At 36.8% G+C, this 16,303-nt stretch carries 13 protein-coding genes; 8 read left to right on the forward strand and 5 right to left on the reverse strand.

The genetic code is table 11. The features are described 5' to 3' along the window. Positions 1-38: 38 nt before the first annotated feature. A complete protein-coding gene (locus tag Q5N69_RS13550) occupies positions 39-626 on the reverse strand; it encodes a TetR/AcrR family transcriptional regulator (protein ID WP_304369519.1) in 588 nt (195 codons plus the stop codon). A gap of 247 nt (positions 627-873) precedes the next feature. Here Q5N69_RS13550 and Q5N69_RS13555 point away from each other — a divergent pair, with 247 nt between their 5' ends. The 6 genes from Q5N69_RS13555 to Q5N69_RS13580 all read left to right on the forward strand — a co-directional run bounded on the left by Q5N69_RS13555 (position 874) and on the right by Q5N69_RS13580 (position 9,236). Further along, entirely contained in the window at positions 874-1,278 is a 405-nt protein-coding gene (locus Q5N69_RS13555; RefSeq protein ID WP_304369520.1) for a VOC family protein, read from the forward strand. A gap of 307 nt (positions 1,279-1,585) precedes the next feature. After that, entirely contained in the window at positions 1,586-3,436 is a 1,851-nt protein-coding gene (locus Q5N69_RS13560) for a sigma 54-interacting transcriptional regulator (RefSeq protein WP_304369521.1), read from the forward strand. A 66-nt stretch (positions 3,437-3,502) separates the two neighbouring features. Next, entirely contained in the window at positions 3,503-6,076 is a 2,574-nt protein-coding gene (locus Q5N69_RS13565) for a TonB-dependent receptor (RefSeq protein WP_304369523.1), read from the forward strand. Between the two features lie 42 nt (positions 6,077-6,118). After that, the gene (locus tag Q5N69_RS13570; RefSeq protein WP_304369524.1) at positions 6,119-7,321 is read left to right on the forward strand and encodes a CaiB/BaiF CoA-transferase family protein; all 1,203 of its coding nucleotides are present in this window, start codon (positions 6,119-6,121) and stop codon (positions 7,319-7,321) included. Next, positions 7,321-8,223: a hydroxymethylglutaryl-CoA lyase gene (locus Q5N69_RS13575; RefSeq protein WP_304369525.1), complete on the forward strand. Its 903-nt coding sequence runs from the start codon at positions 7,321-7,323 to the stop codon at positions 8,221-8,223. Before Q5N69_RS13570 ends, Q5N69_RS13575 begins: the two co-directional genes overlap by 1 nt. A 221-nt stretch (positions 8,224-8,444) precedes the next feature. Next, the gene (locus Q5N69_RS13580; protein ID WP_304369526.1) at positions 8,445-9,236 is read left to right on the forward strand and encodes a metallophosphoesterase; all 792 of its coding nucleotides are present in this window, start codon (positions 8,445-8,447) and stop codon (positions 9,234-9,236) included. A 109-nt stretch (positions 9,237-9,345) separates the two neighbouring features. Here Q5N69_RS13580 and def read toward each other — a convergent pair whose 3' ends face one another. The 3 genes from def to Q5N69_RS13595 form a co-directional block, all read right to left on the reverse strand. Further along, entirely contained in the window at positions 9,346-9,876 is a 531-nt protein-coding gene (gene def / locus Q5N69_RS13585; RefSeq protein WP_304369527.1) for a peptide deformylase, read from the reverse strand. Between the two features lie 42 nt (positions 9,877-9,918). Continuing rightward, positions 9,919-11,160, reverse strand: coding sequence for an MFS transporter (locus tag Q5N69_RS13590; protein WP_304369528.1), 1,242 nt, complete (start codon positions 11,158-11,160; stop codon positions 9,919-9,921). 241 nt (positions 11,161-11,401) lie between these two features. Next, positions 11,402-12,922 (reverse strand): aldehyde dehydrogenase family protein, encoded by a 1,521-nt coding sequence (locus Q5N69_RS13595; protein ID WP_304369530.1) that lies wholly within the window; start codon positions 12,920-12,922, stop codon positions 11,402-11,404. Positions 12,923-13,056: 134 nt separating this feature from the next. On the opposite strand from Q5N69_RS13595, the gene Q5N69_RS13600 reads away from it, so the two are divergent. Next, positions 13,057-13,968, forward strand: a complete 912-nt coding sequence (locus tag Q5N69_RS13600) for an AraC family transcriptional regulator (protein WP_304369531.1) — start codon at positions 13,057-13,059, stop codon at positions 13,966-13,968. Positions 13,969-14,036: 68 nt separating this feature from the next. Here the strand turns inward: Q5N69_RS13600 and yegD are convergent, their stop codons facing one another. Continuing rightward, positions 14,037-15,395 (reverse strand): molecular chaperone, encoded by a 1,359-nt coding sequence (gene yegD, locus Q5N69_RS13605; protein ID WP_304369532.1) that lies wholly within the window; start codon positions 15,393-15,395, stop codon positions 14,037-14,039. A 176-nt stretch (positions 15,396-15,571) separates the two neighbouring features. On the opposite strand from yegD, the gene Q5N69_RS13610 reads away from it, so the two are divergent. Continuing rightward, entirely contained in the window at positions 15,572-16,291 is a 720-nt protein-coding gene (locus Q5N69_RS13610) for a peroxiredoxin-like family protein (protein ID WP_304369533.1), read from the forward strand. Positions 16,292-16,303 lie beyond the last annotated feature (12 nt).

The raw sequence follows: 16,303 nt of genomic DNA on the forward strand, positions 1-16,303 counted from the left end.
AGTTATCGCTTATTACTTAAATATTAGCTTGAGGAATGTTAAGCCTGTTTTAAGTTTCTCAGGTATTTGCATAACTCATCCATCACTTGTTCGAATAGCTCTATATTCTTTGAACTTTTACTTAAGGTTGTAGAACCATGGAAAGTAGAAACGATAAAGTAAGAGACCTGACTGAAGTTAATGTCATTTCGAAGTTGATGTTTTATTTTCTCTAAGCCATTTGAGATAAGTTGATTAAGTTGCAGTTGTAAATCTAAAATACGTAATCTAAAACCTTCATCTATCCCAGCCATTTCTTGACATAAATTATTCAATGGACAGCCACAGATTAATTCGTCGCATGTGAGATTTACACTCATTTGGCTGAAATATTCACATAAGCCTTCAATGGGATCTTCCTGTTCAATTGCAGGAAGCCAGCTTGATAAAAACATTGGTGTGTATATTTCTTCAAATACTGCATAACCCAATTCAATTTTATTCGTGAAGTGATGGTATAAAGCACCCTTGGATATTTCACACCTTTTTAAAATGACGGATAAACTTGTTGCAGTAAAACCATGCTTGTGAATTTCATCAGCGCTGATTTCTAATATTTTTTGTCTAGTTTGTTCTGCATCTCTCATTAAACAGCCTCGCTAATAATTAAAAATTCAAACTGGTCAGATCTATTATAACCTAAAGTTAAGGGAACAAACCAGTCGGTCGGTTAAATATTGAGAAAACTTTATTCAAAGAGTTTATTTAATGCTCATTTTGAAATGCAGAGATTTAAGTAATACACCATTTTAGGTATCCATGACTCTGGCACACTCTATGCTTTTAAGCATTAAGCATGAACATTTAAGTTAACTATAAAGGTGTCGAAAGAATATGAGTCACATTAATTCAGTTCACCATATCAATTATGTCGTTAAAGACTTATCACCACACATAACATATTTAGAAAAAGTACTAGGGTGTAAGCCCATAACAGAAGGACTTGAAGGGCGAAATGTTAAAACGGCACGCTTCCCTATTGGTGATGCCTGGATTGTTCTTGTACAGCCCTTAAGTGAAGAGGGAGAGGTGGCTCGTATACTTGCTGAACGTGGTGAAGGGCTATTTTTACTGTCTTTAGGTGTTGATAACTTAGATAGCTCATTAAGTAAATTAGCACAGCAGGGTGTTCAACCTGACTCAAAGGGGCCTCGGAAAGGTTTAGATACTTGGTTAATTCAAGATCTAGATTGCCCGCTTGGATTAGCTTCTGTATTGCAATTGTGCCAAAACGCTTAAATTAAATTTTATCATTCATGACTTATATCAATTTCAACTTGAAATATTTAGTTCATATTGAAATGAAGATCTACTTAAATCAGGTAGTAGCTTTTTAATAAAGTTTAACCATTATTAACTTATGTACCTTTTAAAATAAAGCTTTGTTATAAAGTTATATCTATGTGGCACGACTGATGCAGTAACTAAATCAATATGAGATAAAAATGAATAATCAGATAATTAGCTTGATGAAACTAAATACATTATTTACTAACAATGCAGCTAATACCGTTTCATTAATTGAAACGGCAAAGGAGGGGGCGAAATGAAAACAACGCACTCTACTGATGAGCTTATTCGTATTTTGGTTTTTGGTCATAAAGAATTTAGCCAGTTGATGAGCAGTGTTATGTCTGAATTCAGCGAGAAAGCACATTTTCATATACTCGACACTATTGTTGATAGCATAACTGAAGTTGAGCAGCACATTAAAGAATTCAGACCTGATGCAATAGTTAGTGCTGGCGCCAATGCAGCCTATCTTAAAACATATTTAGAAATCCCCGTTCTTTCTCTTAATAGCTCAACAGACGATATTATTTTAGCGGTTAGAAGAGCCGCACAAGTTTCAAAAGACATTGTTTTAATAAATTTTGGTCAACCTTCTCCTGTTGTTCCTTTATTGGAAGCAGCGTTAAACGTTTCTATCCAAGAAGAGATATATACAACCTCAGAAGAAGCGAGAGAGATCTTTCAGTTAACGCGCCAACGAAAGCATATTGTTTATGTTGGTGCTAGTTTGGTGTGTGGTTTAGCAACTAAGTATGGTTTTCCGGCCTTTTTACTTTATACATCAGATTCATGTAGAAAAACCTTAACTAAAGCAATAGATGCTGGGCGTAATCATGTTAAGACTTTACAAAAAACGGCATTAACCGATTGGCTTATTCATCAATCTAAAACTCCTATATTTATGACTGATGAGCAAGGCGATTCAGTTATTTTTAACCATGCTGCACATAAAGACCTTGGTATAAATAACAATAATTACGATGAACTTGAAAACTTTATACATCCTAATGAACAGCAGCGTCAAACTGATGGTGAATGTGAAATTCACGGAACTGAGTGGTGGTTTCATCAAGATCGTGTTGTAACCAAAGGAACTCCTTCTTATGTATATCAGCTTTATCGTAAGCAACCAAAAAACGAAAAGCAGATCATATCAAATAGGCATGATTTAGTTTATTCATCTCCTGCGTTAGCTGACGTTGTTCAGCAAGTTAAGTCATTTTCAACTTCACCCAGTAACGTTTTAATTTATGGTGAATCAGGTACGGGTAAAGAGCTTATAGCCAGAGCGGTTCATCAACATAGCCCTTACGCTAATGGTCGCTTTGTTGCATTAAACTGTTCAGCAATACCTACAGAGTTATTTGAAGGGGAATTATTCGGATATCGTGATGGCGCATTTACAGGTTCAAAACGTGGTGGTCGAAAAGGTCTTATTGAAGAAGCGCAAAATGGAGTGCTTTTTTTAGATGAAATAAGTGAGCTAGCTTTAGATCAGCAATCAAAGTTATTACGTTTTATGCAAGAAAGGCATTACCGCCCGTTAGGCTCTAATGAAGAAAAACCCGTTAACCTTAAGTTAGTTGCGGCATCAAACAAGCCTTTGCGTGAATTAGTTGAAGAAGGTTTATTTAGAGAGGATCTATTCTTCAGACTTAATGTTTTCAATATACACATTCCAACACTTAGTGAACGTCCTGAAGATATTCATAGAATAGCAGAGCAAAAGCTTACAGCATTTATATCAAGCTATCGTTTATCTTTTTTAGTGGAAGATATTTTACCTCCCATACTTAATGACCTTTGCAATTATTCATGGCCTGGAAATGTTCGAGAATTAGAAAACGTATTGGAACGTTTAGTCGCTTATTTACAAATGGCAGACAAAGGCACCGATATTAAACAAGTATTAAAACGAATTGCCCCTGAAATGGTAGAGCAAGAAAGTTTTGATGCAAATAACGGATTAGTAAAAGCCAAAGAGCTTGAACTAGTTGTTGAAGCAATGACTCGCTTCAATGGAGATAAACGTCGAGTAGCAAGTTATCTCGGATTAAGCCAAACCACTTTGTGGCGACGACTTAAAAATATAAATAATAATTAAAACAATAAAAGCACCAACCTTTAAACAAGCAGTGAACTAAAAATTACAATAAACGGAGAACAGACAATGGCAAACCTACGCAAAAATACTTTAGCAAGTAGTATCGTGCTAGCTCTTAGTGGCGGATTATATTCAGCTGCCCCGGCTTATGCAGAAGAAGCAGTAACTGATAAAAAGATTGAAATTATCAGTATTTCTCGTAAACGTCCTGAAAGCATACAAGAAGTTCCAATTGCTATTACAGCTTTATCTGAAAAGGTGATTGAAAGTGCAGGTATCGAGCGACCAGGTGACGCTATTGGACTTATCCCAAATATTACTATGGTTGATGCTTCAAATGTAGGTGATACACAAGTAACTATCCGAGGTATTGTTTCTACTCGTGATGCTGAATCAACATTTGCTTATGTTGTTGATGGGGTATTAATGACTAACCCAAATGGCTTTAATGAAGAGCTTTTTGATGTTGCTCAAATCGAAGTGTTAAAAGGTCCACAAGGCGCACTTTATGGTCGTAATGCTGTTGCTGGCGCCATTATTGTTACCACTAAAGAGCCTTCTGATGAATTTGAAGGTACATTTAAAGCGGGTTTAGCTAATAACAACACCAATAAAATTAGTGGTGTGATAAGTGGGCCATTATCTGAAACCGTTCGTGCTCGCTTATCTGCAAGCCACAACAGCACTGATGGACATTATTCTAATACATTTACAGGTGCTGACGACTCTGTTGATTACCTAGAAGATAGTAACATTCGTGGTCGATTAGTTTGGGATGCGAGCGACATACTTAAACTTGATTTCAGAGCCAGTTTTAGTGACGTTGAAGGTGGTGCAATTAATTATAACGCTAACTTTGCTTTACCTTCTTTTGAAACTGCATTTAATCAGCCAGCGTATTTTGCTGATGTAAATGACCATGATTTTGTGTTTACTTCTAACGTGCCTGGCATTAATGAACAAACAACTTTTGAAACTTCTTTAAAAGCAGAGCTTGATTTAGACGGTTACGATGTAACGGCTGTACTTGCTTACAATGACTTAGAAGAAACATTATTATCTGATGGCACAAGTGCGTCATTTTACGGTTATGAATTAACTGAACAATGTCAAACGGATCGCGCTACTTTAAACAATGCGCCTGCAGCTATTGGTGGTGCCGACAGAACCGACTTATTTGGTGAATTCTTCGCACCTTTTGGTGTATTTGCGCCAGGTGTTGAGTTTACTGGTGTATATGGCCCATTTACACCAACAGCGTGTGACGGTTATCAATTCCAAGAACGTAGCCAATCTGATTTTAGTGGTGAATTACGTTTCACTTCAGACTCTGAAACTGATGCTTTACGTTGGATCGCAGGTCTTTATTTCGCTGAAATTGAGCGTGATGTTGTTGTAGCTTATGGCGCCGATACAGGTCAAGGTTTCCTTAACCAAGCTTACATTCCACCAACTGGACCAAACCCTACCGATTTATTATTCGATGACACTTACGATACTTCAGTTATGTCAGTATTTGGTCAATTAGAATACGACTTAAATGAACAATGGGAATTATCTGTTGCATTACGTTACGATCATGAAGCCCGCGATGTTAGTAATAATGTACCTAATGTGAGTGCTTCAGGTTTAAATGTTAATACGATTGTTAACGGTGAAGTAGGACCAATAAACCCAGCCTTTACTGCAAATCCTGACGGAATTCCAGATCGTAGCCGTTCATTTAGCCATTGGCAGCCTAAAGTCACTTTATCTTATGCTGCTAGCGAAACATGGAACTGGTACGCAAGTTATGGGGTAGGTTTCAGAAGTGGTGGCTTTAACTCTATTGGTACAGAAGCAACCCTAGATTTCTGGTTTAATGCTACAGGTGAAGGTAATCCAGGTGATTCCGTTAATGCACAATTATTGGTTAGTGATGAATATGAAAAAGAAGTAACAACCAATGTTGAGCTAGGCTTCAAAGCTAGTTTCCTTGATAACAAAATTAAACTTAATGCGGCTATTTTTGATACCACGGTAGAAGATAATCAGTTCTTCGAATTCTTTGCCGGACCATTCGGTTTGATCCGTGCGGTAACCACCATTGATGAACTTCAAATTAGAGGTTTTGAAATGGATGTTAATGCTCAGGTAACTGAAGATATTAGTGTATTTGCTGGCGTTGGTTTACTTGATAGTGAAATAAAAGAAAACAAAAACCGTCCGCTTTCAGAAGGTAATACGGCACCACAATCACCAGACGAAACTTTTACTTTAGGTATCAATTGGGATTACTCAATCAACCAAGATTTAGTTTTAACTACTCGTCTTGATTGGCAATACGTAGGGGAAACTTACTTCCATTCGTTACAAGGTGAGCAAACACCAACGATCTGGGATTTCTTTGGCACCTTAGGTGGTGGCGTACCAGCTGGACCTCATCCTGTTGATTTCACAAACGCAACTCGTGATGCCTACGATACATTGAATCTTCGTATTAGCTTAGACAGTGAAAACTGGACTGTTGCTCTTTGGTCTAAAAACCTTACAGACGAAACATATTTACAAGAAGTTATACCAACACCTGAGTTTGGTGGATCGTTCCTACATCCATCAGCGCTTAGATCATATGGTGTTGACTTTTCTTACCGTTTTTAATTTTCAAAGCCACTTGGCTTTTAATGATTTGGAGTACACAAGATGAAAAACAAACCCTTAGCTGGACTGCGTATTATCGATTTAACGCACATGTTATCAGGTCCATACTGTGGAATGATCCTAGCTGATTTAGGGGCTGAAACAATTAAAGTGGAACCATTACAAGGTGAAGGTACACGTAAATTGTTAGCGAACGATCCTAATAACTCTGTTAACGGTATGGGCGCTTATTTTATAACCCTTAACCGTAATAAACAGAGTATATGTATCGATCTTAAGTCTCCTGAAGGACTAGAAGTTTTTTATGATTTGGTTAAAAAATCAGACGTGGTTGTGAATAACTTTGGTGCCGGTGTACCTACACGTTTGAAGATTGATCATGAACATTTAAAAGCTGTTAATCCACGTATTATCTCTTGTTCAGTTACAGGGTTTGGTAATAGTGGACCAGCGTTTAAACGTCCTGCATTTGACCAAGTTGCGCAAGCAATGGGTGGCGGTATGTCTATTACAGGTGAAGGGCCTGAACAACAAGTTAGAGCAGGTATCCCTATTGGTGATTTAGGTGGCGGAATGTTCGCCGTAATGGGAATTCAAGCAGCCTTGTTAGAAAGAGAACGTAGTGGAGAAGGGCAAGATATCGATATATCTATGCTTGATTGTCAAATTTCTTTATTGAATTACATGGCAACCATGCACTTTATCTCAGGTGAAAACCCTTACCCAATTGGTAACTCTCACTTTGTTCATGTGCCATACAATACCTTTACAAGTTCAGATGGATATATTGTTATCGCGGTTATTACTGATAACTTTTGGCAGAACTTGAAAGAGTTATTAGGTGTGGCAGAATTCGATAAGCCTGAATACGACACTCAGCCTGGTCGTTGGAAAGATCGTGATTTTATTAATGAAACTTTAAATAAAGTATTATCACAGAACACTTCCGCACATTGGCTAGGTTTGCTTGAAGGCGCTAGAATTCCATGTGCGCCAGTGAATAATTTTTCACAAGCGCTTAATGATGAACAAGTGTTACATCGTAATATGGTGGTTGAACTGTCAGATCCTGAAGGTCATAAAACTAAAGGACCAGGTAGCCCAATTAAGTTCTCAAGAACCAACGAGGAAACTTTCTCAGCGGCTCCTGCATTGGGCGAACATACAGACCAAGTGTTACATGAATTGTTAGGTATGGATGAAGAAGAGGTTAAACGATTGAAAGCATCAGGAGTGATCGGCTAATGGCTTCTAATAAAGTAATCATTAATGATGTCGGTCCTCGTGACGGCTTGCAAAATCAGCCGAAGATCTTAGATTTACAACAACGTTTAGCTCTTATTTTAGCGCTTGAAGCGGCAAAAGTTCCTGAGATTGAAGTAGGTGCTTTTGTCTCTCCTAAAGCGGTGCCTGCAATGGCTGGTACAGCGGATTTATTTCCGTTGTTACCAAAAGGCAGTGCGGTATATTCAGGGTTAATACCGAATATGAAAGGCTTTGAGCTTGCTTCTAAGGCAAATGTTCCTTTAATGTCATTGGTGGTTGCAGCATCTAATACCATGAATGAAAAAAACATTAAAATGAAAACAGAGCAGAGTGTTGATGTTTGTCGCGAGGTACTCACTTTAGCAAAATCTAAAGGTGCTAATGTTCAAGCTTACGTAGCTACAGCATGGGAATGTCCGTTTGAAGGTGCAATAAAAGCTGATGAAGTTTATCGTGTAACCGAACAACTGATTGACGCTGGCGCAACTGGGATCGTTATTGCAGATACTATTGGCGCTGCTAACCCAGCAGAAGTTGCAAGCTTGATGGAAGGTTTAACAAGCCGATTTGATAGCAATATATTGTCATGTCATTTTCATGATACTCGCGCTATGGGGCTTGCTAATGTTTACGCAGCTCTTGAATCGGGTATTCGCAAGTTTGATGCATCAATTGCCGGTTTAGGTGGTTGTCCCTTTGCTCCAGGCGCAAGTGGTAACGTAGCAACTGAAGACGTTGTTATGATGCTTGAACAAATGGGATATGACACAGGTATTGATATTCCACTCTTGTTAAAAGCGTCTGATTTAGCTATCGAGCTAACGGGTACTGCAACAGGTGGTAATGCAAAAAACTGGATGGAAAAACATTACAATAAGTAATCGACTTTAGCCTAAAAACAAGAGAAACTTAATGTATTAAAACGGTCAACAATGTTGGCCGTTTTTTATTTCTGCAATATAAAAATAAAGAGTATTTAACCTCAACTTGGGATAATGAATGTCACAATATTCAATAAAAATAGCTTATTGAATAACTTTGCTTATCCCGAACTGAGGTTATCTATATTAATTAACCCATTAGGTATTACAGGAGGTAACTCATGAAACTTGCCATATTATCTGATATTCATAGTAATGTTTTTGCTTTAGAAGCAGTGATTGCTGATGTGAAAAAGCATAATGTTGATTACATGGTTAATCTTGGCGATATTCTTTACGGACCGATAGCTCCTAAAGCGACTTATGAACTTTTAATGAAGCACAATTTTATTACTATTTGTGGCAATCAAGATCGGCAAATATTTGAAGCTACAACCGCTGAAATTGCGTCAAATCCTACTATGAAGTTTATTATTGATGACTTAGGTGAAGATCCTATTGAATGGATGAAGTCTTTACCATTCGACAAGCAATTAAGCGATGATATTTATTTATGTCATGGCACACCAAGCAATGATTTAATTTACTTACTCGAAAATGTTGAATGTGGTTATGCACGTTTACGTTCTGATAATGATATTTTAAGTCTATTGAATGGTCAAAAGTCACCAATAATATGCTGTGGTCATACTCATACACCGCGAACGGTTTCTTTAAGTACAGGCCAGGTTGTTGTAAATCCGGGTAGTGTTGGTTTACAGGCGTATACCGATGATGAACCGAATATTCATTCAATGGAAAATTTTAATACTATGGCTTCTTATGCTCTTCTTGAAAAAGTAAGTGGTGAAAAAGCGAACAGTAAGGAAGCAAGCTCAACTAAAGCCAATGAAAGCTGGAAGGTTCAGCATATTAATGTACCTTATGATGTTAAATCAGCTGTCGAAGCTTGCATGAAAAGAGACAGACAGGATTGGGTTCATTTTTTAACGACTGGACGAAAGTGCCCGTAGAAAATGTTCATAACTGATAGAAACGGTAGGCATAATACCTAAACTATAAGTTAGTTTACGTATTATGCTAAGTTGTCCAGATTTAGGTATTTATACTAAGTGGCTAGAATTAAGCATCAATAAACTGTTTACGCCATTCTTCTTCACTAAATAAGTCTTTTCCTGACTCAACTCTATCAACAAAAGTTAATCCGTCTAAATGATCCATTTCGTGTTGAAAAATACGAGCTAAAAAGCCAGATAAATCTTTGTTATGTTTATTATCATATTGATCGTAATAGCTCACATGAATACTGTTATAACGAGGCACTAAACCTCGAATAGAAGGAACACTTAAACAGCCCTCCCAATCTTTTTCAACTTCATCACCATGAGCGATGATTTTAGGATTAATAATCGCTGTTGGCTCCATTAGTGGAGCATCTGGGTAACGCTGGTTTGGTTTAGAGCACATAATAAAAATGCGTTCGCTAATATCAATTTGTGGCGCGGCAATGCCAACCCCACCAGCTTTTTTTACTGTCTCAAACAAATGATTAATAAGTTGCTGAGTTGTTTCAGACAAAATGTCATGAACAGGTTCTGCTATTTTTCTTAGCGTAGGGTGACCTAGTTGAATAATGTGACTTGTTGTAGACATTAATTATGCTCCATCTAATTGATTTTATTGTTTTTCGTATTGTTATTTTTGAAGCGGCTCAGTTTTAATTTGAGCTATTTCAAGTTCAGCCTTTTGAAGTTTCTTATGATGAATATAAAAGTATAGTGTTACAGTAAAAAGAATAATCAAAAAAGGTAGGCTTGAAAGTAATACTCCATACCAACCTGCTTTATATAAAACCCAGCCAGCAAGTAAACTAGCAACAGCCTGAAAACCAAATAATATGAAATCGTTTAATGCTTGTACCTTATATTTTTCACTTGGTAAGTAACTTAATGGTAGCAAGCTAGTTCCACTTAAAAACAAGAAGTTCCAACCAACACCTAATAATACAAGTGCCCACCAATAGTGAATAACCTGTTCACCTGCAAACGCGATAATTATCACTGAGCCATACATTAAGGTACCTGCTAGCATTAATGCTTTTAATCCAAATTTTTTAACCAACCAAGCGGTAAATAATGAAGGTAAAAACATGGCTACGATATGGCTTTGTATCACCCATTTAGTTTCTAAAAGGGAATGTCCATTGTGTTGATGCATACTTAACGGTGTCGCTGTCATTAAGTAGCTCATCAGAGCAAAACCAATAGCTGCACAAAGTACTGAAATGATAAAGATAGGTTGTTTAATGATAACCAATAAAGGGCGTGTGTTTTCGTTGTTTATAATGCTTTCAGATTCTACATTTTCAAATTGAGAAATAATCACTAAAGCTACAACAACAAGTAAGGAAAGTACTAAAAATGAGCCCGTATAACCTTGTGGAGAGTCTATTAAATCTTTGGCTGCCAAGGCAATGTCGGGCCCTAAAAATGCAGCAAAAATACCACTGAGCATAAGTATTGATAACACCGTAGGAATATCGGCTTTAGTAGGTGCATTTTCTATAGCTGCAAAGCGTAACTGTTGTATAAAAGCACTACTTGAACCAAACATTAAGCTAGCCAAAACAAACAATTCAAAATTTAGTTGGTAAGTTGCTAATGCAGCAAAAAGAGACGCAATAAACGAAATAATAAAACCTGTAATAACGGCGAACTTTCTGCCTTTAACTTTAGCGAGTAATGCCGCTGGAATAGAAGTACAAGCAACACCTAAAATCATGACAGTAATAGGCAGTGTCGCCATCGAAGGATTGTTACCCATCTTAGTAGATAATATGCCGCCAATAAATACGATAACAGGTGAAGCAGCCATCACTAAAGGTTGAGTAATAAACAATAACCATATGTTTTTAGGTAAGGTAAAAAAACGTGACATTCCCCACGCAGAACCTAACAAAATAACTAGAGTAATGATGATGTTAATGAGCCGTAAGTCCTATTTTATAAATGAAATGGATTAGTGTTAATAATACAGAATAATGACGAGCTGAGGCGAATAGTTTTATTGTTGATTGATAATAAAAAAGAGTTGAGCTCAATAACATGAACTCAACTCTATTTAGATAAAACCTTAAGTAAGCTTAATGGTTAATACGATAACTAAATGCGAATTATCTTTAGAAAAAACCAAGTGGTTTAGTATCATAACTCACTAATAAGTTCTTAGTTTGTTGATAATGACCTAGCGCCAACTTGTGATTTTCACGTCCGATACCTGATTTCTTATAACCACCAAATGCTGCATGAGCTGGATATAAATGATAACAGTTAGTCCACACGCGACCCGCTTGGATTTTACGACCCATACGATAGGCTTTGTTCATATCTCGCGTCCAAACACCTGCACCTAAACCAAACTCTGAGCTATTCGCTAATGCCAAAGCTTCTGCTTCATCTTTAAAGGTTGATACTGAAATAACCGGTCCAAAAATCTCTTCTTGGAAAACACGCATATCATTACTACCTTTCAGCAGGGTAGGTTGAATATAATAACCTTCGTCATATTCACCTGTCATTTTAGCTATTTCACCACCAATAAGAACTTCAGCACCTTCTTTTTTACCTATGTCTATGTAGTCTAATATTTTATCAAACTGTGCTTCAGAGACTTGTGCACCTACCATAGTGTTTGTGTCTAAGGGATCGCCACGAGTTATCAGCTTGCTTCTTTCGATAACTTTTTCGATAAATTTGTCGTAAATATCTTCTTGAACAAATAAGCGAGAAGGGCAAGTACATACTTCACCTTGGTTGAAGAAAGCTAATATGGCGCCTTCAATACACTTACTTAAATAGTCGTCTTCATGATCTAATACGTCACTGAAGAATATATTTGGTGACTTACCACCTAACTCTACTGTAGATGGAATAATAGTTTCAGCCGCACATTTTAAAATATGTGAGCCTGTAGGTGTTGATCCCGTGAAAGCTATTTTTGCAATTCGATCACTGGTTGCTAGCGCTTGTCCGGCTTCTTTACCAAAACCATTAACAATATTTAATACTCCTGGAGGTAAAATGTCTTGGATCAATTCCATCATGACAAGAATAGATGCGGGAGTTTGTTCTGCAGGTTTTAAAATTACACAGTTACCAGCTGCTAATGCTGGCGGAAGTTTCCAAGCAGCCATGAGAAGAGGGAAGTTCCAAGGAATAATTTGCCCAACTACGCCTAAAGGTTCGTGAAAATGGTAAGCAACTGTGTTTTCGTCTATTTCACTTAGCGTACCTTCCTGAGAGCGTAAGCAACCAGCAAAATATCTAAAATGATCAACAGCTAATGGAATATCTGCCGCTAAGGTTTCGCGTACCGCTTTGCCATTATCCCAAGTATCGGCAACAGCCAGCATTTCAGTATTTTGTTCGAGAATATCTGCAATTTTTAATAAAAGGTTTGAACGTTCAGTAACGGATGTTGTGCCCCAAGCATCTTTTGCTGCGTGCGCGGCGTCTAGTGCTAGCTCAATATCTGCGGCATCTGAACGAGGTATTTGACAAAAGACCTTTCCATTTACAGGACTTTTATTATCAAAATAACGCCCATTTACAGGGGCAACCCATTCGCCATTAATGAAATTTCCATAACGCTCTTTGAAGTTAACTACAGCTCCGTCTGTCCCCGGGATTGAATAAATCATTTGTTTATCTCTCATTGTTTTTTTTGTAAGAACGTTATACTTTAATGATTGAAAAATATTCAGCTATGCTAGAAATTCATAAAAGTTGACTTTCCGTACCAATAGATTAGTTATTGTTAAAAGAGGACGCTGGTGTGATCACTGAAATTTTATGTAATAAAAAACAAATGCCCAAAGTTTTAGTTGAAAACAAAATAAGCTTTGCGGGGCCTGAATCTGAGCTCAGTATTTATGATACTTACGAGCAGGCGGAGCGTGTTAAATTAAAGTCTGATCAGCTTTTATTCTGCGCTATGGTGTCTGGTAAAAAGGTGATGCACGCTGATAAGAATGATTTTATAACTGAATTTATTCCTCATGAATCTTTTATTATGGCGCCTAATCAAACTGTTGAGATAGATTTTCCTACGGCAAAATGGGAAGCACCAACCACTTGTTTGGCTATTGAGGTTTCGTTAGATCGCGTTAAAAATACAGCACAACGATTGAATCAGCTTGCACCTTTGGAAGAGGAGTTTGGTTATTGGGATTATTCTGATCAGTTAATTCATACGCATCATAATAATGAAACCGAAGCTCTACTAAACCGAATTGTACATATTTATACTGAAAACCATCCTGATAGAAATTTCATGATTGATTTAGCTGTGTCTGAGTTGACGGTTAGGCTTTTGCGCCAACAGACACGAGATTTTATGTTGAATTTTTGTAATGAAGAACCTGATAATAATGGCTTAAATGCCGTACTTAATTACATCACTCATCACTTAAGCGACAATCTAGATATAAATTACTTATGCAAAATTGCTTGTATGAGCCGTACTAAATTCTTTATTCAGTTTAAGCATCATTTAGGCTGTACTCCTATGGCTTTTCAACATCAAATGCGTTTAAAAAAAGCAGGGGCATTAATTAAGCGAGGAAAGCAAATTACTCAGGTATGTTTTGAATTAGGTTTTAATAACGCCAGTCACTTCTGCCGAAGTTTTAAACAGTTTTATGGGATGAGCGCTAGAGATTATAAAACAAGGCACTTAAGTAGCTAAACGTCGCTTAAAAAAGTATAACGAATAATTAAGTACCTTGATTGATCTATTTGATTATATAAACTTTACTAAGCAAATATTTTATTTGCCCAACGAGTTAACCCCGCGGTCACACTACCAAAATGATCCCCTAAAACAATAGGTGTATTTGGAAAGTGCTGTTGGAAGAAAGCATTAAGAACAGGTGATTTTGCTGTACCGCCAGTAATAAAAATAACATCAGGTTGTTCTGACGATTCTTCTACTGCTTGATGCATCAAGTTAGCAATTCCGCTAAGTTCACGCTTAATTCCTGTTAATAATGTATCTCTTGAAACTAATGTTGTTAAGTCTTCATCTAAATTTTCAAGTGAAATTAAAAACTCATCCTGATCCGTTAGGGCAATTTTAGCTTGTTCTGCACCATTAACTAATAAATAGCTAAGCTTTTCAGTTTGTACTTTTAATAAACGTTTTACTTGTTCTGGTTGTTTTGAATCACGTACCAACTCATTTAGGAAACGTTGGTTTTCAGCACTGTAAAATTCATTTTGTTCGTTTATCTTGTTAATTGCTACCGCTTGATAAAACGAATTTACAGGCATAGGTTTACCTGATTTTAAAAAGCTGTTGATACCTAGTTCAGGCATTATTCCTGCCAGAGCTAAACCAATGTCAAAATCGTTACCACCAATGCGCTCACCACTATGGCTAAGTAGATGCTGAGTTCTATTACTTAAACCTTGTAGTTCTGGTCCCATAAGTAACATAGAGCAATCGGTTGTTCCACCACCTATATCAACCACAAGTACTTTGGTTTCTTTGGTTAGGCTTGCTTCAAATTCAAAACCTGCAGCTACGGGTTCAAATTGAAATTCTACCTCTTTAAACCCTACTCGTTTTGCAGCATTTGTTAATACGTTTATTGCTTGTTTGTTACTTTCTTCACCTCTTGAACCTTGAAAGTTAATAGGGCGACCAATAACTGCTTGGGTAATTTCGCGATCTAAAGTTTGCTCTGTAAGCTGTTTGATATTAGTCATCATAGCAGCAACAATGTCTTCAAATAATTGAACTTGCTGAGGGAATAAACCGCTAGCACCTAAAAATGATTTAGGTGACTTTATGTAATACCCTTCTTCAGGATCAGCTAAATAAGCTTGTAAGGCCTGTTTTCCAAAAAATAAATCAGATGATATACCATCTAGTTTTAATTCTCGTAAAACATTATTACCTTTTTGAAGTTGTAATTTACGTTGCAGTTGGAATTCTTTTTGCTCGGTCTCATGTAACTGTTGCGAAAGCCAGTTAACAATAACTTCTCTGCTTGGTGAATATAATGTTGAAGCCACATATTTACCGTGTTCACCCAATGGTAAAATAGATGGTGTTCCGTTTTGCATTACACCTACTGCGCAATTTGATGTACCGTAGTCAAAACCGATCATATGTCGCTCCTGTAAAAAAGTTGCGTAGAATACTGATCATAGGCTTTATGTGCAAGGTATAATTTAAAGGGAGCCTTATGCTGTAGTTATGTGTTATTAATAACATATAGATAATTGTGATCATTTATCGTTATTTGAAGTGATGTGATGTTTTTTGTTAATGAGAGGAAGTAAAAATGCGGTTATTAATTATTTTATCGCTACTAGTGCCTTTTGTTAGCGCGCAAGCCTTTGAAGCTGCGTATATAACGAGTGGGACTTCTGAATATAAAGTAGAAGAAATGCCGTCTATTAAAAGAATTAATTGGACGTCAGATGAATTAAAGTTAATGAAAAGTGCTATTGATAACTTGTCTAAAAGTATGCCAGAACCAGGTATTCAAGTGGGCGAGCAGGCACCTGATTTTTCATTAATAAATGCTCAAGGTAAGCATGTAACCTTATATGATGAATTAAAAAAAGGTCCTGTTGTTTTAGTTTTCTATCGTGGAGCTTGGTGCCCTTATTGTAATATGCAATTACGTTCTCTTCGAAAAAACTTACCATTATTTAAGAAATACAACGCACAACTTTTAACTGTTACCCCACAAACACCTGATAAATCTGAAGCGCAATTCAAAAAAGAAGGTTATCCATTTGAAGTACTGAGTGACTTAGATTATGAGGTACTTAAAGGTTACAAACTTTATTACGAGTTACCTGAAAATTTAATTCAACTCTATAAAAAACATAACATTGATATTGTCAGCTTTAATGGTGAAGGGCGAACGGCTTTACCTGTACCAGGAACTTTTATTATAGATAATGACGGTATTGTAAGAGCTATGGTGGCCCAAACAGACTACAAAGTTCGTATGAAAACCTCTGATATTATTTATGAATTAGAGCAACTGTAATTTAGAGATGAA

Origin of the sequence: Pseudocolwellia sp. AS88 (assembly GCF_030551755.1) — a bacterium.
Taxonomy (GTDB): Bacteria; Pseudomonadota; Gammaproteobacteria; order Enterobacterales; family Alteromonadaceae; genus Pseudocolwellia.

Excerpts from the sequence above, each read along its gene's own strand:
- Q5N69_RS13550 (WP_304369519.1), bottom strand. The coding sequence starts at position 626 with ATGAGAGATGCAGAACAAACTAGACAAAAAATATTAGAAATCAGCGCT.
- Q5N69_RS13555 (WP_304369520.1), top strand. The coding sequence starts at position 874 with ATGAGTCACATTAATTCAGTTCACCATATCAATTATGTCGTTAAAGAC.
- Q5N69_RS13560 (WP_304369521.1), top strand. The coding sequence starts at position 1,586 with ATGAAAACAACGCACTCTACTGATGAGCTTATTCGTATTTTGGTTTTT.
- Q5N69_RS13565 (WP_304369523.1), top strand. The coding sequence starts at position 3,503 with ATGGCAAACCTACGCAAAAATACTTTAGCAAGTAGTATCGTGCTAGCT.
- Q5N69_RS13570 (WP_304369524.1), top strand. The coding sequence starts at position 6,119 with ATGAAAAACAAACCCTTAGCTGGACTGCGTATTATCGATTTAACGCAC.
- Q5N69_RS13575 (WP_304369525.1), top strand. The coding sequence starts at position 7,321 with ATGGCTTCTAATAAAGTAATCATTAATGATGTCGGTCCTCGTGACGGC.
- Q5N69_RS13580 (WP_304369526.1), top strand. The coding sequence starts at position 8,445 with ATGAAACTTGCCATATTATCTGATATTCATAGTAATGTTTTTGCTTTA.
- def (WP_304369527.1), bottom strand. The coding sequence starts at position 9,876 with ATGTCTACAACAAGTCACATTATTCAACTAGGTCACCCTACGCTAAGA.
- Q5N69_RS13590 (WP_304369528.1), bottom strand. The coding sequence starts at position 11,160 with ATGTCACGTTTTTTTACCTTACCTAAAAACATATGGTTATTGTTTATT.
- Q5N69_RS13595 (WP_304369530.1), bottom strand. The coding sequence starts at position 12,922 with ATGATTTATTCAATCCCGGGGACAGACGGAGCTGTAGTTAACTTCAAA.
- yegD (WP_304369532.1), bottom strand. The coding sequence starts at position 15,395 with ATGATCGGTTTTGACTACGGTACATCAAATTGCGCAGTAGGTGTAATG.
- Q5N69_RS13610 (WP_304369533.1), top strand. The coding sequence starts at position 15,572 with ATGCGGTTATTAATTATTTTATCGCTACTAGTGCCTTTTGTTAGCGCG.